Genomic DNA, 26,401 nt, shown 5'->3' with positions numbered 1-26,401 from the left:
GGCGCACCCGGCGGCAAGACGAATCATCCCTTCTATAGGCCTGGATTTATGAGCAGCAAGCAACCCTCGTTGAGCTACAAGGACGCCGGTGTGGACATCGACGCCGGCGAAGCCCTGGTCGAACGCATCAAAGGCGTCGCCAAGCGCACCGCACGTCCTGAAGTGATGGGAGGCCTGGGTGGCTTTGGCGCTCTGTGCGAAATCCCGGCTGGCTACAAGCAACCCGTGCTGGTCTCCGGCACCGATGGCGTCGGCACCAAGCTGCGCCTGGCGCTGAACCTGAACAAGCACGACAGCATCGGCCAGGACCTGGTCGCCATGTGCGTGAACGACCTCGTCGTCTGCGGCGCCGAGCCACTGTTCTTCCTCGACTACTACGCCACCGGCAAACTCAATGTCGACGTGGCCGCCACCGTGGTCACCGGCATCGGCGCCGGCTGCGAGCTGGCCGGCTGCTCCCTGGTCGGTGGTGAAACCGCCGAAATGCCGGGCATGTACGAAGGCGAAGACTACGACCTGGCTGGCTTCTGCGTCGGCGTGGTGGAAAAATCGGAAATCATCGACGGCTCGAAAGTGGTTGCCGGCGACGCCCTGATCGCCCTGCCCTCCTCCGGCCCGCACTCCAACGGTTACTCGCTGATCCGCAAGATCATCGAAGTCTCCGGCGCCGACATCGAATCCACCCAGCTGAACGGCAAGCCCCTCGCCGACCTGCTGATGGCCCCGACCCGCATCTACGTCAAGCCGCTGCTGCAACTGATCAAGCAGACCGGCGCGGTCAAGGCCATGGCCCACATTACCGGCGGCGGCCTGCTGGACAACATCCCGCGCGTGCTGCCGGACAACGCCCAGGCGGTGGTCGATGTAGCCAGCTGGCAGCGCCCGGCGGTCTTCGACTGGCTGCAGGAAAAAGGCAACGTCGACGAGACCGAGATGCACCGCGTGCTGAACTGCGGCGTCGGCATGGTCATCTGCGTCGCCCAGGATCAGGTCGATGCTTCCCTGAAGGCCCTGCGTGACGCCGGCGAGCAGCCGTGGGTCATCGGCCGCATCGAGGCTTGTGCCGCCGACGCCGAGCGCGTGGTCCTGAACAACCTGAAAGGCCACTGATGTCCACACCTTGCAATGTCGTGGTGCTGATTTCCGGCTCCGGCAGCAACCTGCAAGCCCTGATCGACAGTCTCGCCGGCGCCGACACGCCGGCAGTGATCCGCGCGGTGATCTCCAACCGCGCGGACGCTTACGGCCTGGAGCGCGCGCGTAAGGCCCACATCGAGACCCGTTTCCTCGACCACAAGGCCTACGCCGACCGCGAAAGCTTCGATGCCGCGCTGATCCAGGCCATCGATGGCTTCGACGCCGACCTGGTGCTGCTCGCCGGCTTCATGCGCATCCTCAGCGCGGACTTCGTGCGTCACTATCAGGGCCGCCTGCTGAACATCCATCCGTCCCTGTTGCCCAAGTACAAGGGCCTGCACACGCACCAGCGGGCGCTGGAGGCTGGCGATGCCGAGCACGGCTGCAGCGTACACTTCGTCACGGAGGAACTTGATGGTGGGCCTCTGGTCGTACAGGCGGCAATCCCGGTAGAGTCTGACGACACGCCGGAAACGCTGGCCCAGCGCGTGCACGTGCAGGAACATGTGATCTATCCGCTGGCCATGCGCTGGTTCGCCGAAGGCCGAGTCAGGCTCGGCGAACATGGCGCCATGCTGGATGGGGAGCTTCTGCCCGCATCCGGCCATTCGTACCGAACCTAGGAGATTCGCGATGCGTAGAGCTCTGTTATTCCTGATGGCCGTGCTGACCCTGCCGGCCCAGGCTTATGAGCTGGAACCGTTCGACGCCAGCTACACCGCCGACTGGAAGCAGATGCCCATCAGCGGCACCGCCTCCCGCAGCCTCAAGCAAGGCGACGGCGGCCGCTGGGAGCTGAATTTCAAGGCCTCCATGCTGCTCGCCAGCCTGACCGAGAACAGCACGTTCAAGGTCGAGAACGACACCTACCTGCCGCTGACCTACCGCTGGGCCCGCGAAGGCCTGGGCAAGAACAAGCAGACCGAGCTCGATTTCGACTGGGCCGAGAAGCAGGTGCTGGGCAGCGACCGTGGCGACCAGGTACGTCAGCCGCTGAACAAGGGCCAACTGGACAAGTCCACCTACCAACTCGCGCTGCAGCATGACGTGGCCGTTGGCAAGAAGGCCATGAGCTACCAGGTCATCGAGGGAACCGACGTCGATACCTACGACTTCCGTGTTCTCGGCGAGGAGAAGGTGCGTACCCAGGCCGGCCTGATCACCGCGATCAAGGTGGAGCGCGTGCGTGACCCCACCAAGAGCAACCGCAAGACCATCCTCTGGTTTGCCAAGGATTGGGACTTCCTCCTCGTGCGCCTGTACCAGCAGGAGTCCGACGGCAAGGAGTACCAGATCATGCTCAAGGAAGGCACCGTGAACGGCAAGGCGGTTCAGGGCGAGAAAGGCTGATCCTCCAGCGCACAAGAAAAGCCGGGCGATGCCCGGCTTTTTTATTGGCCGCTCACTGCGGCGTACAGCGCTTCGTAGGAACCAGGGGGACGCCCAGTCCTTGCTCGCGAACAGAGCCACCCGGCGACATCGGTGTTGGGCGGTCCGCGGGCAATAACGATGGCGCCCCCTCGCACCTACAGGGCCTACGCCACGAGTGGCGCAGAAACGAAAGAGCCGGGCAACGCCCGGCTTTTCCTTGCTTGGAGAATCAGCCTTCGTTCGACGGCTTGCGCTTGAATCGCCGTGCGATCCAGCCGATGGCCAGGGCCGGGACGATCCACAGCTTCTTCAGCAGAACCAGCAGGGTGGCGAACAGCCCGACCTTGGCGGCAACCTTGCCGGCGATCAGCGCGCCCAGGCCGTAGGCGGCAACCTTGTCGACGCTGGGATTGAAGTCGACGTAGCGGTTGCCCGGGTTGAACTCGGTCATCGCCAATACCTTGCCGACGTTCTTCTCGATTTCCGGCAGTTGCTCCATGCCCGCGACAAAATTCAGCACCAGCACGCCTTTGCGGCCCAGCGCGCGGATGTTGTAGTTCAGCGTGTGCTCCTTGGCGTCGCCGAACTGCAGCTCCTTGGCCCAGTAGAGCTTCTTCTCGGCGGCGTCGTAACGCGGCGGCGCGGCCCAGCCAATCAGCTGGATGGCCTCGAAACCCTGCTGCTCGCGCTGCGGATTGGCCTGCTTGAGGTCGTCCTGCATGTCCTTGAGCATCTCGGCGTAATCGATCTTCGCCGCGTCCTCGTCGGACACGTAGCCGCTCTCCTCGTATTGCACAGTCACTGCCCAGGAGGCGGCTTCGAAAGGCGAGACGCCGGCCGGCATCAGCATGCCCAGCGGCGGCTCGGAGCTGGGCGGGTTACCCCAGGCTTCCAGTACGCGCTCGGCATCCTTGCTGTCGAGGAAGACGAAATTATCCGGCAGGTCGAAGGTGGCGAGGTTGTCGCCCACTACCACCTTGCCCTTCTGGAAATGCAGGCTGGCGACGAAGGTCTCGGGCGACATCTCCTCGTCCGACTCGGCGGCGGGAGCAGCGGCAGCCGCGGGGGCTTCGCTCTGGTTGGAGGTAGCGGGTGCAGCGAACGCCGGGGCAGCGACGGCCTGGGCAAGCAAGGCAACGAGGAAGAGGGCTTTGCCATCCATAGAGGTGAATCTCCTGAATCGAATCCATGACATCGGCGGCCACCGGTGGTGGCGCCGGGCGCGGATTGTCTCACTGACCCAGTCGGTCTGTAACAGGAAATTTCTGCATTCGGGCACGGAGCCAGCATTCATCTGCAGGGGCGAGCAAGCTCGCTCCTACGAAGAGCTCATTCGCACGCTCACGGCTGGCTGGCGATGGCCTTTTCGATTGCCGCTTGCAGCTCCGGATCATCCGGCTTGGTCAGGCTGGAAAACTCCGCCACCACCTTGCCCTGGCGGTCCACTACGTACTTGAAGAAATTCCAGCGCGGCACCTGGTCGGCCTGCTGGGCGAGGTCCTTGAACAGCGGGATCGCCTCGTCGCCGCTGACGTGCTGCACCGAGGTCATGTTGAAGGTCACACCGTAGTTGCCGTAGCAGATCTTCGCGGTCTCGGCGGCGTCCGCGTCTTCCTGCTTGAAATCGTCGGAGGGCACGCCGAGTACTTCCAGGCCCTGGCCCTTGTACTTCTGGTAGACGGCTTCGAGCCCTTTGAATTGCGGGGTGAAGCCGCAGTGGCTGGCGGTATTCACAATCACCAGCGGCTTGCCGGCGTACAGCTTGCACAGGTCGAGCACATCCTTGGAACGCAGTTTGGGCAGTTCGCCCTGGGTCTTGAGCAGCGCCGGGCAATCGGCGGCCTGGGCCGCCAGCGGCAAGAGAAGAGAGAGAGCGAGCAGGGAAAGACGCATGGCAGTGATCCTCGAATTATCCCGTCACGCTACCCCGCACGACGGGCATCAGCAACTGCCCATGCCCAGTTGCATCAGCGCAAGGCCACCACGTTGCCAGCCCCACCACGCCAGGCCCGCCAGCGCCAGGCCGAGGCCCAGCACCAGCGCGATCACCAGTGGGCGCTTCACGCCGTCCCCAGCGCGGCGCGCTCGACAGGACGCTCGCGCACCGGCCAGTTGAGCAGGCCGGCCAGCAGGCTGAGGAGGATGGAAATCTGCCAGACCAGGTCGTAGTTGCCGGTGTGGTCATACACGTAGCCGCCCAGCCAACCGCCGAGGAAGGCGCCGATCTGGTGGAACAGGAAGGTGATGCCGCCGAGCATCGACAGGTTGCGTACGCCGAACAGCGTGGCCACCGTGCCGTTGGTGAGCGGCACCGTGGACAGCCACAGCAGGCCCATGGCAATGCCGAACAGGTAGGCAGTCCAGACGGTCAACGGCGCCCAGAGGAAGGCGATGATCACCACGCCGCGCAGCAGGTACAGGCCGGTGAGCAGCTTGGGCTTGCTCATTCGCCCGCCGAGCCAGCCGGCGATATAAGTGCCGAACACGTTGAACAACCCCACCAGCGCCAGCACCGTGGTACCGACGGTGGCCGGCAGGTGACGGTCCACCAGGTATGCCGGCAGATGTACGCCGATGAACACTACCTGGAAGCCGCAAACGAAGAAGCCCAGAGACAGCAGCCAGAAGCCGGAATGCCCCGCCGCCTCGCGCAGCGCCTCGGCCAGGGTTTGCTCGTGCCCCTGCATCGGCAGCGGCTTGTCCTTCATCAGCGCGGCCAGCGGCACGATCAGCGCCACCATCAGGCCGAGGGCGAGCAGCGCGGCAGACCAGCCGAGCCAGCTGATCAGCCCGAGCGTGCCGGGCAGCATGGCGAACTGGCCGAACGAGCCCGCCGCCGCCGAGATGCCCATCGCCATGCTGCGCTGCTCCAGCGGCACCGCGCGGCCGACCGCACCGAGAATCACCGAGAACGAGGTACCCGACAGGCCGATGCCGATCAACAGGCCGGCGCTCATCGACAGGCTGAAGGCCGAATCGGAATAGCCCATCAGCACCAGGCCGATGGCATAGAGGATGCCGCCCACCACCACCGTGCGCATCGCGCCGAAGCGGTCGGCAATGGCCCCGGTGAACGGCTGGGCGATGCCCCAGATCAGGTTCTGCAGGGCGATGGCGAAGGCGAAGGTCTCGCGCCCCCAGCCGAATTCGGCGCTCATCGGCGCCAGGAACAGGCCGAAGCCGTGGCGGGTGCCCAGGGACAGGGCGAGGATCAGGGCGCCGGATAGCAGTATCCAGAACCCCGTACGCGACAGCTTCGACATCACTTGCTCCTACACGGGTATATACCCGCTTCTAATCGTTCGTATCCAGTGCACGCTGGCCTGCGCTAGCTCTCCAGCGCGGCCAGTTCATCCAGCAGGGCTTCCAGTTGCCGACGCTTGTCATCGCCCAGGTGGACCGCTACATCCTGCTGCGCCGCGTCCCAGGCTTCGCCGCCGCGGACAATGCGTTCCAATCCTGCGGGAGTCAGCGCCACAATGCGGTTGCGCAGGTCCTCACCCTCTTCCAGCTTCACCAGGCCGTCGGCTTCCAGCGGCTTGAGGTTGCGCCCCAGGGTGCTGCGGTCCAGGCCCATGGCCTCGGCCAGGTCGGAGATGCTCGGCTGCTCCAGCCGCGACAGATGCCGCAACAGGGAAAACTGCGCAGTCGTCAGCCCGACGCCTTTCAAGGCATCGTCGTAGACGCGGGTCACGGCACGGGCCGAGCGACGCAGTTTGGTACAGAGACATTGAGTGGTCAGCATGGGATACGTGTATATACCCGCAATCGCTCAAGCGCAATGGCCGATGCGACCGATTGTCCCATCTGCCAGCGCCCGGCGTTGGCGCAGCCAAGGGCACCGCATCGCGCCAGCCGTATAACTGCGGCCATCCAGCCCCGCGATTTCGGCGGGGCGCATCACGGTCCGAGGTCCCCGATGCCCGTCTACAAAGCCCCGCTGCGCGACACCCGCTTCCTGCTCAACGAAGTCTTCGATTTCCCCGGCCACTACCAGAACCTGGTGAATGGTGGTGAAGCCACGCCGGACATGGTCGATGCCATCCTCGGCGAATGCGCCAGGCTCTGCGAAGAGGTGATCGCCCCGCTCTACCACAGCGGCGACGAGGAAGGCTGCCACCTGGAGAACGGCGAAGTACGCACGCCCAAGGGTTTCAAGGAAGCCTACGACGCCTACGTGGCCGGCGGCTGGCAGGGCCTGTCGCACCCGGTGGAATATGGCGGCCAGGGCCTGCCGATGAGCCTGGGCGCGCTCAAGCAGGAAATGCTGGGCACCGCCAACTGGCCGTTCTCCATGTACCCGGGCCTGTCGCTGGGCGCGATGAACACCGTGATGCAGCACGGCACCGAGGAGCAGAAACACACCTACCTCACCCCGCTCACCGAAGGCCGCTGGGGCGGCACCATGTGCCTCACCGAGCCGCAGTGCGGCACCGACCTGGGCCAGGTGAAGACCCGCGCGGAATCCAACGCCGACGGCAGCTACGCCATCACCGGCACCAAGATCTTCATCTCCTCGGGCGAGCACGATCTCACCGAGAACATCGTGCACATCGTCCTCGCCCGCCTGCCGGATGCACCGAAAGGCACGCGCGGCATCTCGCTGTTCATCGTGCCCAAGTTCCTTCCAGGCGAAGGCGGCTCCCTCGGCCCGCGCAACGGCGTGAGCTGCGGTGCGCTGGAGAAGAAGATGGGTATCAAGGCCTCGGCCACCTGCGTGATGAACTTCGACGGCGCCACCGGCTACCTGATCGGCGAGCCGAACAAGGGCCTGGAATGCATGTTCACCTTCATGAACAGCGCGCGCATCGGCACCGCGATCCAGGGCGTGGCCACCGCCGAGCTGGCCTACCAGGGCGCGCTGGCCTATGCCCGCGAGCGTCGCTCCATGCGTGCCCTTTCCGGCACCAAGGAGCCGGGGGAGATCGCCGATAGCCTGATGCACCACGGCGATGTGCGCCGCATGCTGCTGACCCAGAAGGCCGTGGCCGAGGGCGGCCGCGCGCTGATCTACCTGGCCACCCAGTACGCCGACAAGATGATCCAGGGCCTGCTGACCAACGATAACGCCGAGTACGACCGCTGGGACGACAAGCTCGGCTTCCTCACCCCGATCCTCAAGGGCTGCCTGACTGAACTGGGCCTGGAGAGCGCCAACCTCGGCATGCAGGTGTTCGGCGGCCACGGCTACATCAAGGAACACGGCATGGAGCAGATCGTCCGCGATGCGCGGATCGCCACGCTCTACGAGGGCACCACCGGCATCCAGGCGCTGGACCTGCTCGGCCGCAAGGTGCTGCTGATGACCCAGGGCAAGGCCGTACGCGACTTCACCCGGCAAGTGGCGAAATTCGCCGTCGACCTGCTCAAGCAGGAACCGGCCATGCGTGGCCGCGCGCTCACGCTGCTCAAGCTCTGCGCGCAGTGGAACATCCTCACGCTGCGCATCGCCCTCACCGCCCGCAAGCAGCGCGACCTGGTGAGCACCGCCAGCCACGACTATCTGATGTTCTCCGGCTACGCCGCGCTGGCGTATTCCTGGGCGCTGCAGGAAGCCGCCGCACGCAAGCGCCTGCGCCAGGGCGGCAGCGAGTCGAGCGACTTCTACAAGGCGAAGATCGCCACCAGCGACTTCTACTTCGCCCGCCTGCTACCCCGCGCCAAGGGGCACGCGGCGGCGATGGCCAAGCCGGTACGGTCGATCATGGGGTTGAAGACGGAGCATTTCGCGTTCGATTGATGCTAGGCACAGCTATCCCGCTCTCCCATGGGAGAGCGGGAGTGAAGGCATTTTGTAGGAGCGAGCTTGCTCGCGAACAAGCTTCCCGAGAGCAGCGGTGCCCTGCAGTTCGCGAGCAAGCTCGCTCCTACACAAACAGCCCACGCGCCTATCCGTTGGACTCTAGAGCGCCAACGCCACCAGCACCGCGCACTCGATCATCTCCAGCATCGCCCCGGCGGTATCCCCGGTGGTGCCGCCCAGGCGGGCGATGAAGCGGCTGCGCAGCCAAACGAACATCACCAGCGCGACCGCCAGCGCCAGCATGCCGGTCAAGCCCACCAGCACCATCAGAGCGGCGTTGGCCGCCAGCATCCACGGCATCGCACCGCGCGGCAGGTGATCGGCCAGCGCCTGGCCCAGGCCGCCCTTGCGCGCGTAATCGGTGGTGTGGAACAGCAGCGGCAACGCGCAGCGACCCAGCCAGGGCGCCAGCAGCAAACCCCAGTGCTGCTGGTTGCCGAGAATGGCGGTGATCGCCGCGAACTTCAGCAGCAGCAACAGCACCAGGGCGACCACCGCGGCCGGGCCGCAGCGCGGGTCCTTCATGATTGCGAGCGTGCGTTCGCGGTCGCCCAGCCCGCCGATCCAGGCATCCGCCGTGTCGGCCAGGCCGTCGAGGTGCAGCGCGCCGGTGAAGGCCACCCACACCAGAAGGATGAGTGCCGCCTGCAACAGCAGGTGCACACCGCTGAGCAACTCTCCCATGGCGAACAGCACCGAACCGATCAGCAGGCCCACCAGCGGGTAATACAGCGTGGCGCGGCCGAACTGCTGCGGCGTCGGCATGTGCCCCAGGCGCACCGGCAGGCGAGTCAGGAACTGCAACGCTACCAGCGGCAGGCACCAGTCACTGAGCTGGGCGGCGCGCGCGTCTTCGCCACTCGCTTCAGCAGGCGGCTCGGGGGCTTCCTGGTCGCGTTCCGGGTGCAGGTTGTTCATCAGAGGTCGACTTATGGTTGCGCCTTTTGGATACGCCAGCCATCACCCTCGCGGGTCAGGTCCAGCACCATACATTCGCCGTGGGCCACCACCACTTCCAACAGACGCTTCGCCGGCAGGCCGCTGGCCAGGGCGCCGAACAGGCGCATCACACCGCCATGGGTGACGACCAGTACGGAAGATCCGGCATGGGCCTGGTAGAGCCGCTCCAGCGCCGCAAAGACGCGGGATTCGAAGTCGCCCATGGCCTCGCCGCCCGGTGGAGGGAAAGCGTAGGGATCGTCCCAGAAGCGTCCGAGCGCCTGCGCATCCGTCTCCATCAGCTTAGCTGGCGAAATGCCTTCCCACTGGCCGAAATCCAGCTCCTGCAAGCCTGGCTCAAAGCCCAGCGGCAGGCCGTGGCGCGCCGCCAGCTCCCGAGCGAAGGCCGCGCAACGCTGCAACGGCGAGCTGACCAGCGCCGCCCAGCGACATTCGTCGCCCACCGCCGCGCGCATCTGCGCCCAACCGCGCTCGGTCAACGCGTCGTCCAGCCGTCCGCGAAAGCCACCGCCGCGCTCGGTCTCGCCGTGGCGCAGCAATTCCAGCCGCAGCGTCATGCCGGGCGATCCGATACCGCCGCTTCGGCGAAGGTCGCCATCTCGCTGTGCAGCCGGCAGGCCTGGCGCAGCAGCGGCACTGCCAGCGCCGCGCCACTGCCCTCGCCCAGGCGCAGGCCAAGGTCCAGCAGCGGCTGCGCGTCGAGCGCGGCCAGCACACGATTGTGCCCCGGCTCCGCACCGGCATGGGCGAACAGCAGCCAGTCGCGGCAGGCCGGATTCAGATGAATCGCGCACAGCGCGGCAGTGCTGCAGATGAAGCCGTCCACCAGCACGGCAATACCCTTCTGCGCACATGCCAGGTAGGCGCCGACCAGTGCGGCAATCTCGAAGCCGCCCAGGCGGCACAGCGCTTCGAACGGTTCGTCGCAGTGGGCGCGGTGCAGCGCCAGCGCGCGGTCGATCACCTCGACCTTGCGGGCGACACCCTGCGAGTCCAGCCCCGTGCCGGGGCCGACCAGCGCGCGGGCCGGTTCGTCGAGCAGCGCGCAGGCCAGCGCAGCGGCGGCACTGGTGTTGCCGATACCCATCTCGCCGCCGATGAACAGCTCGGCGCCGGCCTGTTGCGCGCGGCGCACGGACTCGCGGCCGGCTTCCAGGGCGATCAGGCATTGCGCGGCGGTCATCGCCGGCTCCTTGGTGAAGTTCGCCGTACCGGCGCCGACCATCACGTGCAGCACACCCGGCAGCGGCTCCAGCGGCGTTGCCGTGCCGAGGTCGATGACCTCCAGGCGCGCATCGAGGTCGCGCGCCAGCACGCTGATTGCCGCGCCGCCGCGCACGAAGTTGCGCAGCATCTCGACCGTCACCGCCTGCGGATAGGCCGATACGCCCTCGGCCACCACCCCGTGGTCACCGGCGAACAGGGCGATCCAGACATGCTCCAGGCCCGGCCGCTCGCGGCCCTGCAGGCCGGCCAGGCGGATGGTTTCCTCTTCCAGCCGGCCCAGTGCGCCACGCGGCTTGGTCAGTTGGTCCTGACGCGCGGCGGCTTTGTCCTGCGCCACGCGGTCGATCGGTTGGGTGCCTTGCAGCCACCATTGCAGACTCATAACGCTTCCCCCTTCAACACCATGGGCAGGCCGGCGACGGTGAACACCACGCGCTCGCTGACCTCGGCCAGGGACTGGTGCAACCAGCCGGCCTCGTCGACATATCGGCGGCTGAGCTCGCCCATCGGCACCACGCCCAGCCCGGTTTCGTTGCTGACCAGAAGGATGCGCCCCGGCAGGTGCGGCAGCGTTTCCAGCAGCGCGTCGATCTCGCCGCGCAGGCGCCAGCCGTCTTCATGGATCAGCAGGTTGGTGACCCACAGGGTCAGGCAATCCACCAGCACGCAGTGGCCGGGTGCGGCCAGGCGCTCCAGTGCGTCGGCCAGGGCCAGCGGTTCTTCCACCAGGCCCCAGTGTTCCGGGCGGCGCTCGCGGTGCTGGAGAATGCGCGTGGACATCTCGCCGTCGCCGGCCTGGGCCGTGGCGACGTAGGTGACCGGCAGGCCGCTGTCCTGCGCCAGGCGCTCGGCCAGGCGGCTCTTGCCCGAGCGGGCGCCGCCGAGAATCAGTTCAAGCATGGGTTCCCGCTCCTACGAAAGACAGTTTCAGAGCCCACACAGCCGCCTCAGTTTCTCGGTATCCAGATGCGCCTCGACCTGGTCGGCCAGACGCTCGATGTCGCGCTCGCGCAGGGCGTGGTAATCGATCTGCTGCACCTCGTGCAGCCCCGCCCAGCGCAACAGTGCGGCGCTGGACGCGGAGGACTCGAACAGCCCGTGCAGATAAGTGCCCATCACCTGGCCATCGTCGCTCAACGCGCCATCGGCACGGCCATCGCTCAGGCGCACGGCGGGATTGGCCAGCGCCGGGCCTCGGGTGACGCCAGCGTGAATCTCGTAACCACTCACCGCAGCATCTTCCAGCGCCAGCCGGCCACTGACGTTGCGCAACTGCTTCTGCGGCTCCAGCACGGTGAGCAGGTCCAGCAGGCCGAGCCCCTCGCTCTCCCCCGCCGCACCTTCCAGCCCATGCGGATCGGCCAGAGTACGGCCGAGCATCTGCAGGCCACCGCAGATACCCAGCACCTTGCCGCCGTAGCGCAGGTGGCGCTGGATCGCCGCTTCCCAGCCCTGCGCGCGCAGGAAAGCGAGATCAGGACGCACGCTCTTGGAGCCGGGCAGGATGATCAGGTCCGCCGGTGGGATCGGCTGGCCAGGGCCGACGAAGGTCAGCTCCACCTGCGGGTGCAGGCGCAGCGGATCGAAATCGGTGTGGTTGCTGATGCGCGGCAAAACCGGCACGACGACCCGCAGTCGCTCGCCGGTCTTGGCGGCCTGGCGGGTGTCGATGGCATCCTCGGCTTCCAGGTGGAAGTCCATCAGGTACGGCAACACGCCCAGCACCGGCACGCCGGTGCGCTCCTCCAGCCAATCGAGGCCGTTCTGCAACAACGCGATATCGCCGCGGAAACGGTTGATGACGAAGCCCTTTACCCGCGCCCGCTCGCTCTCGGAGAGCAGCTCCAGGGTGCCCACGAGGTGGGCGAACACGCCGCCACGATCGATATCGGCGATCAGGATCACCGGGCAGTCCACTGCCTCGGCGAAGCCCATGTTGGCGATGTCGTTGGCGCGCAGGTTGATCTCCGCCGGCGAGCCCGCACCTTCGACCATCACCACCGGGTACTGCGCGCTCAGGCGCTGGTGGGACTCTAGCACCGCCTGCATCGCCACGCGCTTGTAGTCGTGGTAGACCACCGCGTTCATGCTGGTGACCGCGCGGCCATGGATGATCACCTGGGCACCGGTGTCGCTGTTGGGCTTGAGCAGCACCGGGTTCATGTCGGTGTGCGGCGCCAGGTGGCAGGCCTGCGCCTGCACCGCCTGGGCGCGTCCGATTTCGCCGCCATCGGCAGTCACCGCACTGTTGAGCGCCATGTTCTGCGGCTTGAACGGCACCACCGCCACGCCCTGGCGGCGCAGCCAGCGGCACAGCGCCGTCACCAACGTGCTTTTGCCGGCATCCGAAGTGGTGCCCTGCACCATCAAGGTCGCGCTGTGTGCGCTGGGCAACGTCACCGCAGGCTCTCCATCTGGTTGAAGGTGCGCAGGCCATGCTCCAGGCGCTCCCAGCCCTTCTCGTCCGGCGGCAGACCGAAGCGCAGGCTGCCGGGTGTCTCGAACAGGCGCACGAGAATCCCCTGGCGCGCCAGATGGTCGCGCAGCGCGTGAGCACGCATGGACACCACCCACTGGAACAGCGACGTGCCGCCCTGGGGCGCGAAGCCGTGTTCGCCCAGCAGGCCGGCCAGGCGCCGGCTCGCCTCGTTGAGGTCACGGCGCCGCTGGATCTGTTCCTGGAACTCCCCCAGCACCGCCTGGGCAACCCAGCGCGTGGGACCGTTGACCGCCCAGGGGCCGAGCAGCTTCGCCAGGCTTTCCAGCAGGCGCGGTTCGGCGAAGGCGAAGCCCAGCCGCGCACCGGCCAGGCCGAAGAACTTGCCGAAGGAGCGCAGCACGATCAGCCCCGGACGGCTGGCGCAACTGGGCGCCAGGCTGTGCTCGGGAGTGCAGTCCATGAAGGCTTCGTCCACCACCAGCCAGCCGCCACGTTCCTGCAGGCGCGCGTGCCATTCCAGCAGCACACCGGCCTCTATGCGCTTGCCCGTGGGGTTGTTCGGGTTGACCACCACCAGCACGTCGAAACGCTCCAGGTGATGGGGGACTTCCTGGTCGCTGACCTCTCGCAGGATGTGCCCGGCGGCACGCCAGGATTCGGCGTGCTCGGCGTAACAGGGCGAAACCACGCCGACCTTGCCCGGTCGGCGCAAGCGCGGCAGCAGCTGGATCGCCGCCTGGCTGCCGGGTAACGGCAGCAGCTTCTCGGCACCGTAGTAGCGCCGCGCGGCGGCTTCAAGGCCGTCGCTGTCCTCGGGCAGGCGCATCCAGGCCGCCGCTGGCACGCTGGGCAACGCCCAGGGCCAGGGCGAAATGCCGGTGGACAGGTCCAGCCACTCGGAGAGCGGAATTCCGTACTGCTGCGCCGCTTTGCGCAACCGGCCGCCATGTTCGAGCATCAGAGCACTCCCAGAATCAGGATGATCAGCAACCACAACAACACTCCCTGACGCACCAGGGCAAGCGCGCGCCAGATATCCACGGCAGTCGGCGCCGGGCCTTCGCCCAGCTGCGGGCGTTCGTGGAGCTCGCCGTGGTAGCGGGCGGAGCCGCCGAGCGAAACGCCCAGAGCCCCCGCGCCGGCGGCCATCACCGGGCCGGCGTTGGGGCTGTCCCATTTTGGCGCCTGTGTGCGCCAGCAGCGCAGGGCCAGCCGGGTGTGGCCCAGCAGCGCGTAGGTCAGCGCCACCAGCCGGGCGGGAATGTAGTTGAGCCCATCGTCGATCTTCGCCGCGGCCCAGCCGAACCGTTCGAAGCGCGCATTGCGGTAGCCCCACATGGCATCGAGGGTGTTGCTCAGGCGGTAGAGCACCACGCCCGGAGCACCCGCCACGGCGAACCAGAACAGCGCCGCGAAGACCGCGTCGCTGCCATTCTCCAGCACCGACTCGGTGGCCGCGCGGGCCACCGCGGTTTCGTCCAGCTCGGCAGTTTCGCGGCTGACCACGTAACCCACGCGCAGGCGCGCTTCGTTGAGGTCGCCACTACGCAGCGCCAGCACCACCGGATCGGCGTGCTCGCCCAGGCTGCGCAGCCCCAGGGCGGCGTACAGCGCCAGCACCTGGACGATCCAGCCGACGTAAGGCAGCAGGCTTAGCAACAGCGCGATGAGGGTCAGCGGAATGACCGCGATGATCCATGCGGTGACGCCATGGCTGCGCCAGCCGAGGCCAGGGGTGTCGCTTCCGGCATCGGCGCGGGAGCGATTGAACCTTCGCTCCAGCCGGTCCGCCAACCGCCCGAACGCCACCAGCGGATGCCAGCGTTTCGGCTCGCCCAGCAGGGCGTCCAGCGCCACGCCGAGGACGCTCAGCAAGGCCAGGCTCATGCCTTCTCTCCCCAGCGGTTTTCGAACACCAGCTCGTCCAGCGAGCGCGGCTGGCGCCAGCCTTCCAGGGCCAGCATCGGGGCGGAATAGAACGCGCTGACCGGCCCCAGGCAGATCACCGCAACCGCCTCGGCACCGTCCGGAAGGCCAAGCAGGTCGCCGAGCGCGGCAGGATCGAACAGCGACACCCAGCCCATGCCCAGCCCTTCCGCGCGCGAAGCCAGCCAGAGATTCTGGATGGCACAGGACAGCGAGGCCAGATCCATGTTCGGCAGCGTGCGACGGCCGAAGACATGCGCCTCGCGGCCGTCCATCAGCGCAGCCACCAGCACCTCGGCGCAGTCGAGCACGCCCTCGACCTTCAGCTTCATGAATTCGTCGGAGCGCTCGCCCAGCGCTTCGGCGGTACGAATGCGCTCCTCTTCCACCAATTGGTGGATCGACTGGCGCACGTCCCTGGACGTCACGCGGATGAAGCGCCAAGGCTGCATCATGCCGACGCTCGGCGCCTGGTGTGCGGCTTCCAGCAGGCGCGCGAGCAATTCGGGCGCCACCTCGCCACCGTTGAAATGACGCATGTCGCGGCGCTCGGCGATGGCGCGGTAAAGCGCGGCGCGTTCCTCGGGGCTGTAGGCGTGATCGGTCATGGTCTGAAGAGTGCGGCTGCGGCATCCGGATCGGATGGCAGGTAGAAGTGGATGTAGGACGCCGTGAGCCGGCCACGCCGGAACACGGCCTCGGCCACCGGCTTGTCGTTCGGGCAGACGCCACGGGCCAGCGGTACTTCAGCGCTGTCGAGCAACGAATGGTGGAAGGTGTGCCCGCGCAGGGTGCCCTCGGGCAGCGTCACGGCCTGCAACGCCAGCGCGGCGAGACGCTTCTGCATGCGCGCCTCACCCGGCAGCAGGGCCAGCAGCTCCTCGCGTTCGCCGGCCACGTCGGTCAGGGCATCGAGCAGATAGAGCATGCCGCCGCACTCGGCGAGGATCGGCTTGCCCCTCTCGTGGTGGGCGTGAATCGCCTGGGCCATGGCGCGGTTGTCGGCCAGCGCTTGCAGGTGCAGCTCCGGGTAGCCGCCGGGCAGGTAGAGGCTGTCCACCTCCGGCAGCGATGCGTCACGCAGCGGCGAGAAGAACACCAGTTCGGCGCCCAGCTCGCGCAACAGATCGAGGTTGGCCTGATAGAGGAAGGCGAAGGCGTTGTCCCGCGCCACGCCAATGCGCACGCCGTCGAGGCGGGAAGACTCGCTGCGCGGTTCGGGCGCGGCGAAGCTCACCGGCGCCGGCAACTCGGTGCTGGCGCTGGCGGCCAGGGCATCGGCGGCGGCGTCCAGGCGCGCGTCGAGGTCCGCCAGTTCGCCGGCCTGCACCAGGCCGAGGTGACGGCTGGGCAACTCGACCTCGGTGTCGCGCGGCAATGCGCCATACCAGCGAATCCATTCCGGCAGGCTGTCACGCACCAGGTCACGGTGGCGCTGGCTGCCGATGCGGTTGGCGAGCACGCCGGAGAACGGCAGGTCGCGCTGGTAGGTGGCCATGCCGACGGCCATCGCGCCGAAGGTCTGGGCCATGGACTGGCCATTGATCACCGCCATCACCGGCACGTTGAAGCGCCGCGCCAGATCGGCGGCCGAGGGCGAGCCGTCGAACAGGCCCATCACGCCTTCGATGAGGATCAGGTCGGCCTCACCGGCTGCCTCCCAGAGCAACCGGCGGCTTTCGCCCTCGCCGACCATCCACAGGTCCAGCTGATAAACCGGTGCGCCGCTGGCGCGGGCGAGGATCATCGGATCGAGGAAGTCCGGGCCGCACTTGAACACCCGCACCTTGCGCCCGAGGCGCGTGTGCAGGCGCGCCAGGGCGGCGGTCACGGTGGTCTTGCCCTGCCCGGAGGCGGGGGCAGCGATCAGCAGGGCGGGGCATTGGCGCGCATCGAGCATCAGGAGCACTCCGCCACAACGAAGGGCATCAGAACTCCACCCCTTTCTGCGCCTTGATGCCAGCCTTGAAGGCATGTTTCACCAGGCCCATCTCGGTCACGGTATCGGCGGCCTCGACCATGGCCGGTTGCACGCCTCGGCCGGTGGCGACCACATGCTGCATCGACGGGCGGGCGGCAATGTCGGCGAGCACGGTGTCCAGCTCCAGATAGCCGTGCTTGAGGGCGATGTTCACCTCGTCCAGCACCACCAGGCCTATCTGCGGATCGGCCAGCAGTTGCCGTGCCACATCCCAGGCCGCCTGTGCCTTGGCGATATCGCGCTGGCGGTCCTGGGTTTCCCAGGTAAAGCCTTCGCCCATGACATGGAAGCTGACTTCCTCGGGGAAGCGGCGGAAGAACGCCTCCTCGCCGGTGGTCGCAGCCCCCTTGATGAACTGCACCACCCCGACCTTCATGCCGTGGCCCAGCGCACGGGCGACCATGCCAAAGGCCGAGCTGCTCTTGCCCTTGCCGTTGCCGCTGTTGACCAGGAACACTCCGCGTTCGCCCTGGGCCTGGGCGATCTTCTCGTCGATCACCGATTTCTTGCGCTGCATGCGCGAACGGTGGCGTTCGTCCTTTTCAGGGGATTCAGTCATGGGGTTTGCCTCTAGAAAGGGAGCGCGCAGGCGCCAGCTCGCCGGCAGGGCGGCAGCGAGCGGAGAATGGGATGGGCAGGAACGAACCGCCGGCGTGCGTAGGCGCCATGCGGTAAAAGCCGCTCGGCGCGAAAGCCGTCGGCTTGGGAAACAGGGAATTCACCTGAAGGATTCTCCGCCGCTCTCACCCGCGCGGCACTGACCAGTCGGGGCAGGCGGAGGACGGCAACGCGCGGCGCACATGGCCTGCGTCGACAGCGCCTCCCGCGATGCCATGCGATGCAGCAGGCCGGTCTCCGGGCTTGCGAGTGGAAGCGCCTGGCGTTTCCGAAAGAACCGCGCCTTCCCATGCCAGTGGCACAGTGGCGGATGCGGTTCGAAGCTCGCTTACCGTTGCGGGGGCAGCGCCGGAATGCTCGATTGCGCATCGAATTCACCGGCTTCCCAGTTTCACCCTCGACTTGCGCCTCGGGCACCTGTAGCAGGCGCGCAGCTTAGTGGCTGGCGGGCTGGGGCGTCAATTGAACAGACTGTCGCCGGGGGGCCGCCCGTAGAACCGCCGAGGCTCTATAAAGGGTCACACAAGTCAAGTGGTCAGGCCGCTCAACTTCGCTAAAATGCGAATCATGACGACGACTGCCCAACCCGGCCAGCTTCAGCTCGACACCTCCGCGACCCCGTCCCTGATGCACATCAGCGGCGACTGGACACTCGCGCACTTCGCCTCGCTGCAAGCCCAGGTCGCCGCCCAGCGTAGCGCCGAGGCCCCCGCGGAGCTGGATTTCGCCGGCCTTGGCGCGCTGGATACCGCCGGCGCCGCGCTGCTCGCCGAGATCATCGGCGGCGCGCGCATGAGCCAGCTCGACCAGATCGCCCGCAACCTCCCCGCCGAACGCCAGGCGCTGCTGCGCACGGTGGGCAGCGCGATCACCCAGTGCCGGCTGGACGAGAAAGGCCCGGCACCGGGCAACGCACTGGCCGACGTACTGGAGCGCATCGGCGTCGCCACCCTGACGTTCAAGGACCATCTGATCGGCGTGCTGGGCTTCATCGGCCTGACCCTGCAAACCCTGGTGCGCAACCTGTTCCGGCCGCGTCGCTGGCGGTTGACCTCGCTGGCCGCGCACATGGAGGAAACCGGCCTGGACGCCGTGCCCATCGTCGCCCTGCTCACCTTCATGGTCGGCGCGGTGGTGGCCTTCCTCGGCGCCACGGTGCTGCAGAAATTCGGCGCGGCGATCTACACGGTCGACCTGGTGGGCTTCTCCTTCCTGCGTGAATTCGGCGTGCTGCTCACCGCAATCCTGCTGGCCGGCCGTACCGCCAGCGCCTTCACCGCACAGATCGGCTCGATGAAGGCCAACCAGGAGATCGACGCCATCCAGGCCCTGGGCCTCGACCCCGTGGAGTTGCTGGTGCTGCCGCGCGTGCTGGCGCTGCTGCTGACCCTGCCGATGCTGACCTTCCTGGCGATGCTCTCCGGCATCTTCGGCGGCGGCGTGGTCTGCGCCCTGAGCCTGGACATCTCGCCGCGCATGTTCCTCTACATGCTGCAGAACGACATTGCCGTGCAGCACTTCCTGGTCGGCATCGTCAAAGCCCCGGTGTTCGCCTTCATCATCGCCGTGATCGGCTGCCTGGAAGGCTTCCGCGTCAGCGGCAGCGCACAGTCGGTGGGCGAGCACACGACTTCCAGCGTGGTCCAGTCGATCTTCGTGGTGATCCTGCTGGATGCGATGTTTGCGCTGTTCTTCATGGAGATGGGCTGGTGAGCGAACCGATCATCGTCGTCCGCGACCTGGCCAACCGCTTCGGCACCCACGCCGTGCACGAGCATCTCGACCTCGATGTGATGAAGGGCGAAATCCTTGGCGTAGTCGGCGGCTCGGGCACCGGCAAGTCGGTGCTGCTGCGCAGCATCATCGGCCTGCGCCAGCCCAGCGAAGGCAGCGTCCACGTGTTCGGGCAGAACCTGCCGGCGCTGCCGCCGCTGGAGCGCTCGAAGCTCGAACGGCGCTTTGGCGTGCTGTTCCAGAATGGCGCGCTGTTCTCCTCGCTGACCGTGAGCGAGAACATCTGCCTGCCACTGATCGAGCACGCCGGCCTGTCGCGCAGCGACGCCGAGTTCATGGCCAAGGTGAAGATTTCCCTCGCCGGCCTGCCGCCGGACGCAGGGGCCAAGTATCCCGCCGAACTGTCCGGCGGGATGGTCAAGCGCGCCGCGCTGGCCCGCGCCCTGGCGCTGGACCCGGACATCCTGTTCCTCGACGAGCCCACCGCCGGCCTCGACCCCATCGGCGCGGCGGCCTTCGACCAACTCATCCTGACCCTGCGCGACGCCTTCGGTCTCACCGTGTTCCTGGTCACTCACGACCTGGACACCCTATACACCATCTGCGACCGCGTCGCCGTGCTCTCGCAGAAGCGGGTGCTGGTGGTCGGGCCGCTGGACCAGGTCGCCCAGACCGACGACGCCTGGGTACAGGATTATTTCCACGGCCCACGCGGCCGTGCCGCGCTGCAGGCCACCGAACACCTGCGGGAGGAAAGCTGAATGGAAACCCGTGCTCATCACGTACTGATCGGCCTGTTCACTCTGGTCGTGTCGATCGGCGCGCTGCTCTTCGCGCTCTGGCTGGCGCAATCGAGCAACGACCAGCGCTACAAGATCTACGACGTGATCTTCAGCGAGGCAGTGACCGGCCTGTCCGAAGGCGGCACCGTGCAGTACAGCGGCATCCGCGTCGGCGACGTGGTCTCCCTGCGCCTGGACCCGAACGACCCGCGCAAGGTCCGCGCGCGCATCCGCGTCTACGACAGCACGCCGATCCGCGAGGATACGCGCGCCAAGCTGGCCCTCACCGGCGTCACCGGCCAGGCCATCATCCAGCTCTCCAGCGCCGGCCAGGACAGCCCGCCACTGGAAGCCAAGGATGGCGGAATCCCGGTGATCAAGACCATCCCGTCGCCTTTCGCCAAGCTGCTCGCCAACGGCGAGGACATCGCCACCAACATCAACAACCTGATCAACAACGTGAACCGCATGTTCTCCCAGGAAAACGTCGACCGCATCAGCCGCACCCTGGACCACATCGACCAGGCGACCGGCGTGGTCGCCGAACAGCGCGACGACATCCGTCGGACCTTCAAGGAACTGGCCACCGCCAGCGAGCAGGCACGCATTACCCTGGCCAATGCCAGCCAGCTGCTCGACCGCGCGAACCAGACCCTGGGCGGCAAGGGCCAGACGATTCTCGACGACACCCAGAAAACCCTCGCCTCCCTGCGCACCAGCAGCGAACGGGTGGAGCAACTGCTGAACAGCAACTACGACTCGGTGAACGGCGGCCTCAACGGCCTGGGCGAAATCGGCCCGGCGATCCGCGAACTGCGCTCCACCCTGGAAGACCTGCGCGGCGTCACCCGTCGCCTGCAGGAGAATCCCACCGGCTACCTGCTCGGCCGCGAACGCAACAAGGAGTTCCAGCCATGACCGCCCTTCCCCGCCTGCTCGCCGCCGCCCTGGTCAGCCTGTTGGGCGCCTGCTCGATCCTCCCGGAAGCGGAAAGCCCGGACTTCTACCTGCTGCCGGCCACCCAGCAACCCGTGCGCGGCAGCACGGCGGTAAACTGGTCGCTGCGGGTCAGCGCGCCTACCGCCAGCCTGGTGCTGGACAGCAACCGCATCGCCGTGGTCCCGCAGGGCAACCAGTTGAGCAGCTACCAGGGCGCACGCTGGAGCAACCGCGCGCCGGGCCTGCTGCGTGATCGCCTGCTCGACGCCTTCACCGCCAACGGCAGCATCCGCGCCCTGAGCAGCGACGAAGCCAGCCTGCAGGCCGACCTCGACCTGACCGGCGAACTGCGCGCCTTCCAGAGCGAGTACCAGAACGGCAAGCCAGTGATCCACATCCGCTACGACGCCCGCCTGGTACGTACCCTCGGCCAGCGCATCGTCGCCTCGCGCAGCTTCGAGGTCAGCCAGCCAGTGGACGGCAAGCAGGTGCCCGAAGTGGTCAGCGCCTTCGGCAAGGCCGCCGATCAGCTTTCCGCGCAGGTCGTGGAGTGGACACTGCAACAAGGGCAGCGGCAACACACCACATCACCCTCCACTCCCTGATCAAAAAGCCGGCGAAAGTCGGCCTTTTTGATGGCCCCAGGGATAGCCGAATCCGGCGGAACCTTCCTTTACGAAATCCGCTCATATTTTGTACAAAATCTGCACAACATCTGTCGGAGCATCAGTGCCCCGCGGATAGCATTTACGTACCAGGCAAGATACATTTCCGCGCCCCGCCGGGCCAGCCGGCGGCGGTGTCCAATTTTCTCGCGTGGTGCTGTCCGACTTGCAGCGCCCGATTTGCAGTTCGAGGAACCTTCGTTGCGCAGTCCAGGCAGTTTCCGCCACGACATCAACGGCCTGCGGGCCTGGGCGGTTGTCGCGGTGGTCTTGTATCACTTTGGTATCAGCGGCTTTACCGGCGGCTTCGTCGGCGTGGATGTCTTCTTCGTCATCTCCGGCTACCTGATGACCGGCATCATCCTTGGTGCGCTGGCTGCCCCAGCCGGTTTCTCCTTCTGGAACTTCTACCTCGCCCGTGCGCGCCGCATCCTGCCGGCGCTACTGGCACTCTGTGCGGTGCTGTTGGCCCTGGGCTGGTTCTTCCTGTTGCCCTCGGATTACCAGCGACTGGGCAAGCATGTGTGGGGCAGCGTGCTGTTCACCTCCAACCGCATGTTCATGAAGGAGGCCGGCTATTTCGATGTGGCCTCCCATGACAAGTGGCTGCTGCACACCTGGTCACTGTCCGTGGAGTGGCAGTTCTACCTGCTATTCCCACTGCTGCTGGGGGCCGCGTGGCGATGGCTCGGCGGGCGCCGCTGGTTGCTGGCGCTGCTCGGTTCGGTGGCGTTGGCCTCTCTGGGCTACTGCGTCCTGCTGGCCGACAAGAACCCTTCACAGGCGTTCTACTTCTTCCCCTCCCGTGCCTGGGAGCTGCTGGCAGGCGGTGTCATCTTCCTGATCCAGGCACGCTGGCAACTCAGCGCACGCCAAAGCGTATGGATAGAGCGTGCCGGCATGGGATTGATCATCGGCTCGCTGCTGCTCATCACACCGGAGATGAGCTGGCCGGGCCTGCTGAGCCTGATCCCGGTCAGCGGCGCCGCGCTGGTGCTGCTGGCACGGCGTGACGATGCCAGGCTGACCGCCAATGGCATAGCGCAATGGCTGGGAATCCGCTCTTACTCGATCTATCTCTGGCATTGGCCGGTAGTAGTGGCCCTGGCCTACCTGGAGCTGTCCCGACAGCCAATGGCAATCGCCGCCGGCCTGGCGCTGACGCTGATGCTGGGGCACCTGTCCTATCACTGGGTGGAGCAGCCCAGCGGCCGCCGCCTCGGCAACCTGCGGCCAATGGCAGCAACTGCCGCTGTGGTCGGCGCCATGCTGGTGGTGATGGGGCCGGCAAAGGTGGTGCGCAAGGCGGACTTTGTGAATCGCCTGCCCGAAGCCGTGCAACGCGTGGACGACGAGCGCGATAACCGCAACCCGCGCCTGGACGAATGCGACGCCAAGACCGAGTGCCAGTACGGCGGCCCGAACACCCGTGCCATCGTACTGGGCGACAGCCACGCCCAGGCCATCGTGAACGCCATCGTCGCCAGCCTGCCATCCCCCAACGACGGCGTACTGTTCATCGGCACCAGCGGCTGCCCGATCATCTTCGGCGCCCAACTGGACACGCCCAAACAGGAAATCTGCCAGAAGATTCTCGGCCGCCTGCAACATCGCCAGGCCGGTCTCCTGCCGGGCACCCCGGTGATCGTGATCAACCGGGCGTCCTATTACCTCTTCGGTGGCCTGGTAGGCGAGGCGGACGAGACACCGAACAAACCCAAGCTGTATTTCGACGAACCCGAGGACACCGCCAGTAAGGCGCTGTTGGCCGAATACCGCGAGCACTACGTAGCCACCGCCTGCGCGCTGGCGGCGAATCATCCGCTGTACCTGGTGCGTCCGACCCCGGAAATGGGCGTCCGAGTACCGGAGGCCATGGGCCGAGCCATGCTGCTCAAGCGTGAGCGCAAGCTGTCTGTGAGCCAGCAGACCTACCGGCAGCGCAACGCCTTCGTCAGTCAAGTACAGGATCTTGCGGGCAAGCAGTGCGGCGCCCATCTTCTGGACCCGATCCCCTACCTGTGCGATGGCCAGCAGTGCTCGGCCAGCCGCGATGGCCGCCCGCTGTACTACGACGACGATCACCTGAGCGAATTCGGCAATCGCCTGCTAGTGCCGATGTTCCAGCCGATCTTCGCGGAGCGTCTTGCCGGTGAGGGACATGCAACCTCACCCCGGAAGGCGGAGCAATCGCCGCTCTGACCTGCGACTAGCCGCACTGCCATTGAAACAAGAGCCCGGCATCCGCCGGGCTCTTGTTTCAATGGCAGTGATAGGGACTTTCACCTTCCAGTTCCTGGTCCGACTTCACGTCCCTGATGGTGACGATGGCCTTCGGGTAGACCGAGCACAGTGAGTTGCGCACGGTGTAGATGCCGCTGCCGTGGGCGAGGAACTTGCCCTTGCTCAGCTCCTTGCCCGACTCATCGTGAGCGGTGACCTCGTAGTTGCCGGTCATGGTGATACAGCCGGCGAGCGCCAGCAGCGAGAAAATGGGAACGAGGACTTTCATTGAGTCTCCTTTGACGCGAGGCGCCCCTCCAGCCATGGCATAGGGGTGCGCAACTGTCGATCCTTGACGTGTTCGCGAGAGCGGGAAGTTGCCAGCCGACCTGGCCCAGCAGATGCGAATTCGACCTGAAACGGTCGTCGCAGTTCAGCCAGCGCTCCCCGCGAGAGCGCTGATTGACGGAGTTTCAGATGAGAGGCTGCCTCAGCGCTTGCCCATCGAGCGACGCGAACCGCGCGGGTGCGGCGGGCGGAACTCGGCCTTGTCGTGAGCCTTGCGGTGCTGATAGGCGGACGCGACCTGCTTCTGTGCAGCAAGCGCAGCCTTGGCCAGCTCGGCCAGGGAAAGTTTGGGTTGTTCCTGCGCGTTATCGGCGCTGTCGTCGCGGGGTGGTTGCTGGGAGGACGTCATGGGTAGACCGGTTCTGAAAATGTCGAAACGGCGCACATGATAGCTGATGTCGCCCTCTTCCGGCTGCCTGCCCGCACGAGTGGTGCAGGCAGAGCGTTCAGTTCGGCAGGAGATGCCATCAGCTCGGTGGGAAGAGCGTGTCCGGGCGGGTCACGTACTCGGTCGCTTCCGCCTCGGTCATCACCCAGATCTGGCTGATCCGGCTATCCAGGCCCATCTTGATGCCGACGAACTTCCCGGTGATCTTCGGCAGCATGCCGTAAACCATGAAGCGATTGGTCTCGTCGCGGATACGGATGGATACCGACAGCGGATAGCTGATGGTCTTTTCATACAGGCCGATGGTGATGACCCGGCGCAGCAGACTCGGTTTCGGTCGCTTCAAGGTGATCACCGGATACACCGCACTGTCGACGAAGCCCACCATCATCCCCGAGGGAATCACCCGGTCGGCCAGTGCCGGGCTGCTCAGCCCCAGCATCAGGGCCAGTGCGCCGAGCAACCGGAGTGTCCAGCGTTGCAACGAAGCGCATGAAGGTACTGCTGAAGTCATCGGATTTCCCGCCCTGGTTTTCCTGTTTTCGTTATCGCCCGGTTGAAGACTCCGGATCTGAGCGTGGAGCGTAGCGGTTCGCCGAGCCGCTGTCCGCACATTGATTCACAGCCTCCGGAGATTCCCATGGCGAGATGGCGGATCGTCACGCGACATTCCCGTGCAGCCCGGCGTCAAGCGGCCGCTCGGCACATTGCGAGAGGACTTGCCGCGCTCTATCGTGACGAATCCGCTGCCATACCGAGAATCCTTCATGAGCGCCCTTCGCGAAGCCCTCGCCCGCTTTCCCCGCCTCGACCTGGCCGGCGGCCCGACGCCGCTGGACAAGCTGGAACGGCTGTCCACTTCCCTGGGCCGCGATCTGTATGTGAAACGCGACGACACCACACCCTTCGCCCTGGGCGGCAACAAGGTGCGCAAGCTCGAATTCCTCGCCGCCGATGCGCTTAAGGTCGGCGCCGATACGCTGGTCACCGCTGGCGCGATCCAGTCCAACCATGTGCGCCAGACCGCCGCCGCCGCGGCGAAGCTCGGCCTGCGCTGCGTGGCGTTGCTGGAAAACCCCATCGGCACCGAGGATCGCAATTACCTGAGCAATGGCAACCGCCTGCTGCTGGACCTGTTCGGCACCGACATCGAACTCGTGCCCAACCTCGATAGCGCGGACGAGCTGCTGGCACAAACCGGTGAACGCCTGCTCAGCGAGGGTCGCAAGCCTTACATCGTACCCATTGGCGGCTCCAACGCGCTGGGGGCCCTGGGCTACGTACGCGCCGGGCTGGAGCTGGCCGAGCAGGTTCGGGCCAGCGGCCAGGAGTTCTCCGCCGTGGTACTCGCCTCGGGAAGCGCCGGTACCCATGCCGGCCTTGCGATCGCACTGGCCAATGTGCTGCCGCAGCTGGACGTGATCGGCGTGACCGTTTCGCGCACCGATGCGGCACAGAGGCCAAAGGTGGAAGGACTGGTTGAGCGCACGCTGCAACTGCTCGGCCACGAAGCGCAGGCGGTGCCGACCGTGCATTTGTGGGACCAGTACTTTGGCCCGCGCTACGGCGAAGCCAATGCCGGGACGCTCGATGCGATCCGCCTGCTGGCAAGCCAGGAAGGCCTGCTGCTGGACCCTGTCTACACCGGTAAGGCCATGGCGGGATTGCTCGACGGCATCCGCCGGGATCGCTTCGTAAAACCCGGACCTATCCTGTTCCTGCACACCGGCGGGTCGCCGGCCTTGTTCGCCTATCATTCGTCGACCTGACCTACATACCATCCAGAACTAGGCATGTAATTTTTTATTATTTTATTGCATAACAATTCTGCCCATATAGTCGCCACGCGTTGACTAACC

The 26,401-nt window shown here is 66.3% G+C and carries 28 protein-coding genes and 1 riboswitch; of the genes, 10 read left to right on the top strand and 18 right to left on the bottom strand.

Features of this window, described 5'->3' with window-relative positions:
* The first annotated feature begins 48 nt into the window (after positions 1 to 48).
* From purM to GJV37_RS02355, 3 genes are read left to right on the top strand one after another with little or no spacing between them, the layout of a single operon-like run.
* Positions 49 to 1,110, top strand: coding sequence for a phosphoribosylformylglycinamidine cyclo-ligase (purM, locus tag GJV37_RS02365; RefSeq protein WP_065085791.1), 1,062 nt, complete (start codon positions 49 to 51; stop codon positions 1,108 to 1,110).
* Positions 1,110 to 1,760: a phosphoribosylglycinamide formyltransferase gene (purN, locus tag GJV37_RS02360; protein ID WP_037013713.1), complete on the top strand. Its 651-nt coding sequence runs from the start codon at positions 1,110 to 1,112 to the stop codon at positions 1,758 to 1,760. The genes purM and purN overlap by 1 nt, the downstream gene beginning before the upstream one ends.
* Positions 1,761 to 1,770: 10 nt before the next feature.
* The gene (locus GJV37_RS02355; RefSeq protein ID WP_024764562.1) at positions 1,771 to 2,487 is read left to right on the top strand and encodes a DUF3108 domain-containing protein; all 717 of its coding nucleotides are present in this window, start codon (positions 1,771 to 1,773) and stop codon (positions 2,485 to 2,487) included.
* A 250-nt stretch (positions 2,488 to 2,737) separates the two neighbouring features.
* On the opposite strand, the gene GJV37_RS02350 is transcribed toward GJV37_RS02355, so the two are convergent.
* From GJV37_RS02350 to GJV37_RS02335, 5 genes are all read right to left on the bottom strand, one after another.
* Positions 2,738 to 3,670 carry a DUF2167 domain-containing protein gene (locus tag GJV37_RS02350; RefSeq protein ID WP_038803295.1) on the bottom strand — a complete coding sequence of 311 codons (933 nt, stop codon included), beginning with the start codon at positions 3,668 to 3,670 and terminating at the stop codon, positions 2,738 to 2,740.
* A gap of 179 nt (positions 3,671 to 3,849) precedes the next feature.
* Positions 3,850 to 4,401: a glutathione peroxidase gene (locus GJV37_RS02345; RefSeq protein WP_037007123.1), complete on the bottom strand. Its 552-nt coding sequence runs from the start codon at positions 4,399 to 4,401 to the stop codon at positions 3,850 to 3,852.
* Positions 4,402 to 4,449: 48 nt separating this feature from the next.
* Complete coding sequence (locus GJV37_RS29640; RefSeq protein ID WP_256205158.1) at positions 4,450 to 4,572, bottom strand: hypothetical protein; 123 nt, start codon at positions 4,570 to 4,572, stop codon at positions 4,450 to 4,452.
* Complete coding sequence (locus GJV37_RS02340) at positions 4,569 to 5,762, bottom strand: MFS transporter (RefSeq protein WP_089285744.1); 1,194 nt, start codon at positions 5,760 to 5,762, stop codon at positions 4,569 to 4,571. Before GJV37_RS02340 ends, GJV37_RS29640 begins: the two co-directional genes overlap by 4 nt.
* A gap of 74 nt (positions 5,763 to 5,836) precedes the next feature.
* On the bottom strand, positions 5,837 to 6,253 hold the full coding sequence (locus tag GJV37_RS02335; RefSeq protein ID WP_024764565.1) for a MarR family winged helix-turn-helix transcriptional regulator: 417 nt from the start codon (positions 6,251 to 6,253) through the stop codon (positions 5,837 to 5,839).
* Between the two features lie 174 nt (positions 6,254 to 6,427).
* On the opposite strand from GJV37_RS02335, the gene GJV37_RS02330 reads away from it, so the two are divergent.
* Complete coding sequence (locus GJV37_RS02330) at positions 6,428 to 8,248, top strand: acyl-CoA dehydrogenase C-terminal domain-containing protein (RefSeq protein ID WP_169888840.1); 1,821 nt, start codon at positions 6,428 to 6,430, stop codon at positions 8,246 to 8,248.
* Between the two features lie 162 nt (positions 8,249 to 8,410).
* Here GJV37_RS02330 and GJV37_RS02325 read toward each other — a convergent pair whose 3' ends face one another.
* From GJV37_RS02325 to cobO, 10 genes are read right to left on the bottom strand one after another with little or no spacing between them, the layout of a single operon-like run.
* Positions 8,411 to 9,229: an adenosylcobinamide-GDP ribazoletransferase gene (locus GJV37_RS02325; RefSeq protein ID WP_193452122.1), complete on the bottom strand. Its 819-nt coding sequence runs from the start codon at positions 9,227 to 9,229 to the stop codon at positions 8,411 to 8,413.
* An 11-nt stretch (positions 9,230 to 9,240) separates the two neighbouring features.
* Positions 9,241 to 9,828, bottom strand: coding sequence for an alpha-ribazole phosphatase family protein (gene cobC / locus GJV37_RS02320; protein WP_169888842.1), 588 nt, complete (start codon positions 9,826 to 9,828; stop codon positions 9,241 to 9,243).
* The gene (gene cobT, locus GJV37_RS02315; protein WP_170859318.1) at positions 9,825 to 10,880 is read right to left on the bottom strand and encodes a nicotinate-nucleotide--dimethylbenzimidazole phosphoribosyltransferase; all 1,056 of its coding nucleotides are present in this window, start codon (positions 10,878 to 10,880) and stop codon (positions 9,825 to 9,827) included. Before cobT ends, cobC begins: the two co-directional genes overlap by 4 nt.
* Positions 10,877 to 11,398 carry a bifunctional adenosylcobinamide kinase/adenosylcobinamide-phosphate guanylyltransferase gene (gene cobU / locus GJV37_RS02310; RefSeq protein WP_024764569.1) on the bottom strand — a complete coding sequence of 174 codons (522 nt, stop codon included), beginning with the start codon at positions 11,396 to 11,398 and terminating at the stop codon, positions 10,877 to 10,879. The genes cobT and cobU overlap by 4 nt, the downstream gene beginning before the upstream one ends.
* Before the next feature lie 27 nt (positions 11,399 to 11,425).
* Positions 11,426 to 12,865, bottom strand: coding sequence for a cobyric acid synthase (locus GJV37_RS02305; protein ID WP_170859372.1), 1,440 nt, complete (start codon positions 12,863 to 12,865; stop codon positions 11,426 to 11,428).
* A 29-nt stretch (positions 12,866 to 12,894) separates the two neighbouring features.
* Complete coding sequence (cobD, locus tag GJV37_RS02300; RefSeq protein ID WP_065085787.1) at positions 12,895 to 13,896, bottom strand: threonine-phosphate decarboxylase CobD; 1,002 nt, start codon at positions 13,894 to 13,896, stop codon at positions 12,895 to 12,897.
* A complete protein-coding gene (cbiB, locus tag GJV37_RS02295; protein ID WP_170859319.1) occupies positions 13,896 to 14,825 on the bottom strand; it encodes an adenosylcobinamide-phosphate synthase CbiB in 930 nt (309 codons plus the stop codon). The genes cobD and cbiB overlap by 1 nt, the downstream gene beginning before the upstream one ends.
* Positions 14,822 to 15,472: a 5,6-dimethylbenzimidazole synthase gene (gene bluB, locus GJV37_RS02290; protein WP_084357541.1), complete on the bottom strand. Its 651-nt coding sequence runs from the start codon at positions 15,470 to 15,472 to the stop codon at positions 14,822 to 14,824. The genes cbiB and bluB overlap by 4 nt, the downstream gene beginning before the upstream one ends.
* Positions 15,469 to 16,764 (bottom strand): cobyrinic acid a,c-diamide synthase CobB, encoded by a 1,296-nt coding sequence (locus GJV37_RS02285; RefSeq protein ID WP_084357542.1) that lies wholly within the window; start codon positions 16,762 to 16,764, stop codon positions 15,469 to 15,471. The genes bluB and GJV37_RS02285 overlap by 4 nt, the downstream gene beginning before the upstream one ends.
* Positions 16,765 to 16,792: 28 nt before the next feature.
* Complete coding sequence (gene cobO, locus GJV37_RS02280) at positions 16,793 to 17,404, bottom strand: cob(I)yrinic acid a,c-diamide adenosyltransferase (protein WP_024764575.1); 612 nt, start codon at positions 17,402 to 17,404, stop codon at positions 16,793 to 16,795.
* 270 nt (positions 17,405 to 17,674) lie between these two features.
* Positions 17,675 to 17,899: riboswitch (cobalamin riboswitch) on the bottom strand.
* Positions 17,900 to 18,030: 131 nt separating this feature from the next.
* Here cobO and GJV37_RS02275 point away from each other — a divergent pair.
* The 5 genes from GJV37_RS02275 to GJV37_RS02255 all read left to right on the top strand — a co-directional run bounded on the left by GJV37_RS02275 (position 18,031) and on the right by GJV37_RS02255 (position 23,785).
* A complete protein-coding gene (locus GJV37_RS02275; RefSeq protein WP_065085784.1) occupies positions 18,031 to 19,176 on the top strand; it encodes an ABC transporter permease in 1,146 nt (381 codons plus the stop codon).
* Complete coding sequence (locus GJV37_RS02270; protein ID WP_024764577.1) at positions 19,173 to 19,958, top strand: ABC transporter ATP-binding protein; 786 nt, start codon at positions 19,173 to 19,175, stop codon at positions 19,956 to 19,958. Before GJV37_RS02275 ends, GJV37_RS02270 begins: the two co-directional genes overlap by 4 nt.
* Positions 19,959 to 20,897: an MlaD family protein gene (locus tag GJV37_RS02265; RefSeq protein ID WP_024764578.1), complete on the top strand. Its 939-nt coding sequence runs from the start codon at positions 19,959 to 19,961 to the stop codon at positions 20,895 to 20,897.
* The gene (locus GJV37_RS02260) at positions 20,894 to 21,523 is read left to right on the top strand and encodes an ABC-type transport auxiliary lipoprotein family protein (RefSeq protein WP_170859320.1); all 630 of its coding nucleotides are present in this window, start codon (positions 20,894 to 20,896) and stop codon (positions 21,521 to 21,523) included. The genes GJV37_RS02265 and GJV37_RS02260 overlap by 4 nt, the downstream gene beginning before the upstream one ends.
* 261 nt (positions 21,524 to 21,784) lie before the next feature.
* On the top strand, positions 21,785 to 23,785 hold the full coding sequence (locus GJV37_RS02255) for an acyltransferase family protein (protein WP_240967313.1): 2,001 nt from the start codon (positions 21,785 to 21,787) through the stop codon (positions 23,783 to 23,785).
* A 58-nt stretch (positions 23,786 to 23,843) separates the two neighbouring features.
* Here the strand turns inward: GJV37_RS02255 and GJV37_RS02250 are convergent, their stop codons facing one another.
* The 3 genes from GJV37_RS02250 to GJV37_RS02240 all read right to left on the bottom strand — a co-directional run bounded on the left by GJV37_RS02250 (position 23,844) and on the right by GJV37_RS02240 (position 25,005).
* Positions 23,844 to 24,095, bottom strand: a complete 252-nt coding sequence (locus tag GJV37_RS02250; RefSeq protein ID WP_170859322.1) for a hypothetical protein — start codon at positions 24,093 to 24,095, stop codon at positions 23,844 to 23,846.
* Between the two features lie 201 nt (positions 24,096 to 24,296).
* Positions 24,297 to 24,503 carry a hypothetical protein gene (locus tag GJV37_RS02245; protein WP_170859323.1) on the bottom strand — a complete coding sequence of 69 codons (207 nt, stop codon included), beginning with the start codon at positions 24,501 to 24,503 and terminating at the stop codon, positions 24,297 to 24,299.
* A 118-nt stretch (positions 24,504 to 24,621) separates the two neighbouring features.
* The gene (locus GJV37_RS02240; protein ID WP_240967314.1) at positions 24,622 to 25,005 is read right to left on the bottom strand and encodes a hypothetical protein; all 384 of its coding nucleotides are present in this window, start codon (positions 25,003 to 25,005) and stop codon (positions 24,622 to 24,624) included.
* 304 nt (positions 25,006 to 25,309) lie between these two features.
* On the opposite strand from GJV37_RS02240, the gene GJV37_RS02235 reads away from it, so the two are divergent.
* Entirely contained in the window at positions 25,310 to 26,311 is a 1,002-nt protein-coding gene (locus GJV37_RS02235; protein ID WP_170859324.1) for a D-cysteine desulfhydrase, read from the top strand.
* Positions 26,312 to 26,401 lie beyond the last annotated feature (90 nt).

The organism is Pseudomonas nitroreducens, from assembly GCF_010994165.1.
Lineage (GTDB): Bacteria > Pseudomonadota > Gammaproteobacteria > Pseudomonadales > Pseudomonadaceae > Pseudomonas > Pseudomonas nitroreducens.
The sequence above is the reverse complement of the archived record's forward strand: the minus strand, read 5'-3'. Positions and strand labels throughout refer to the sequence as shown.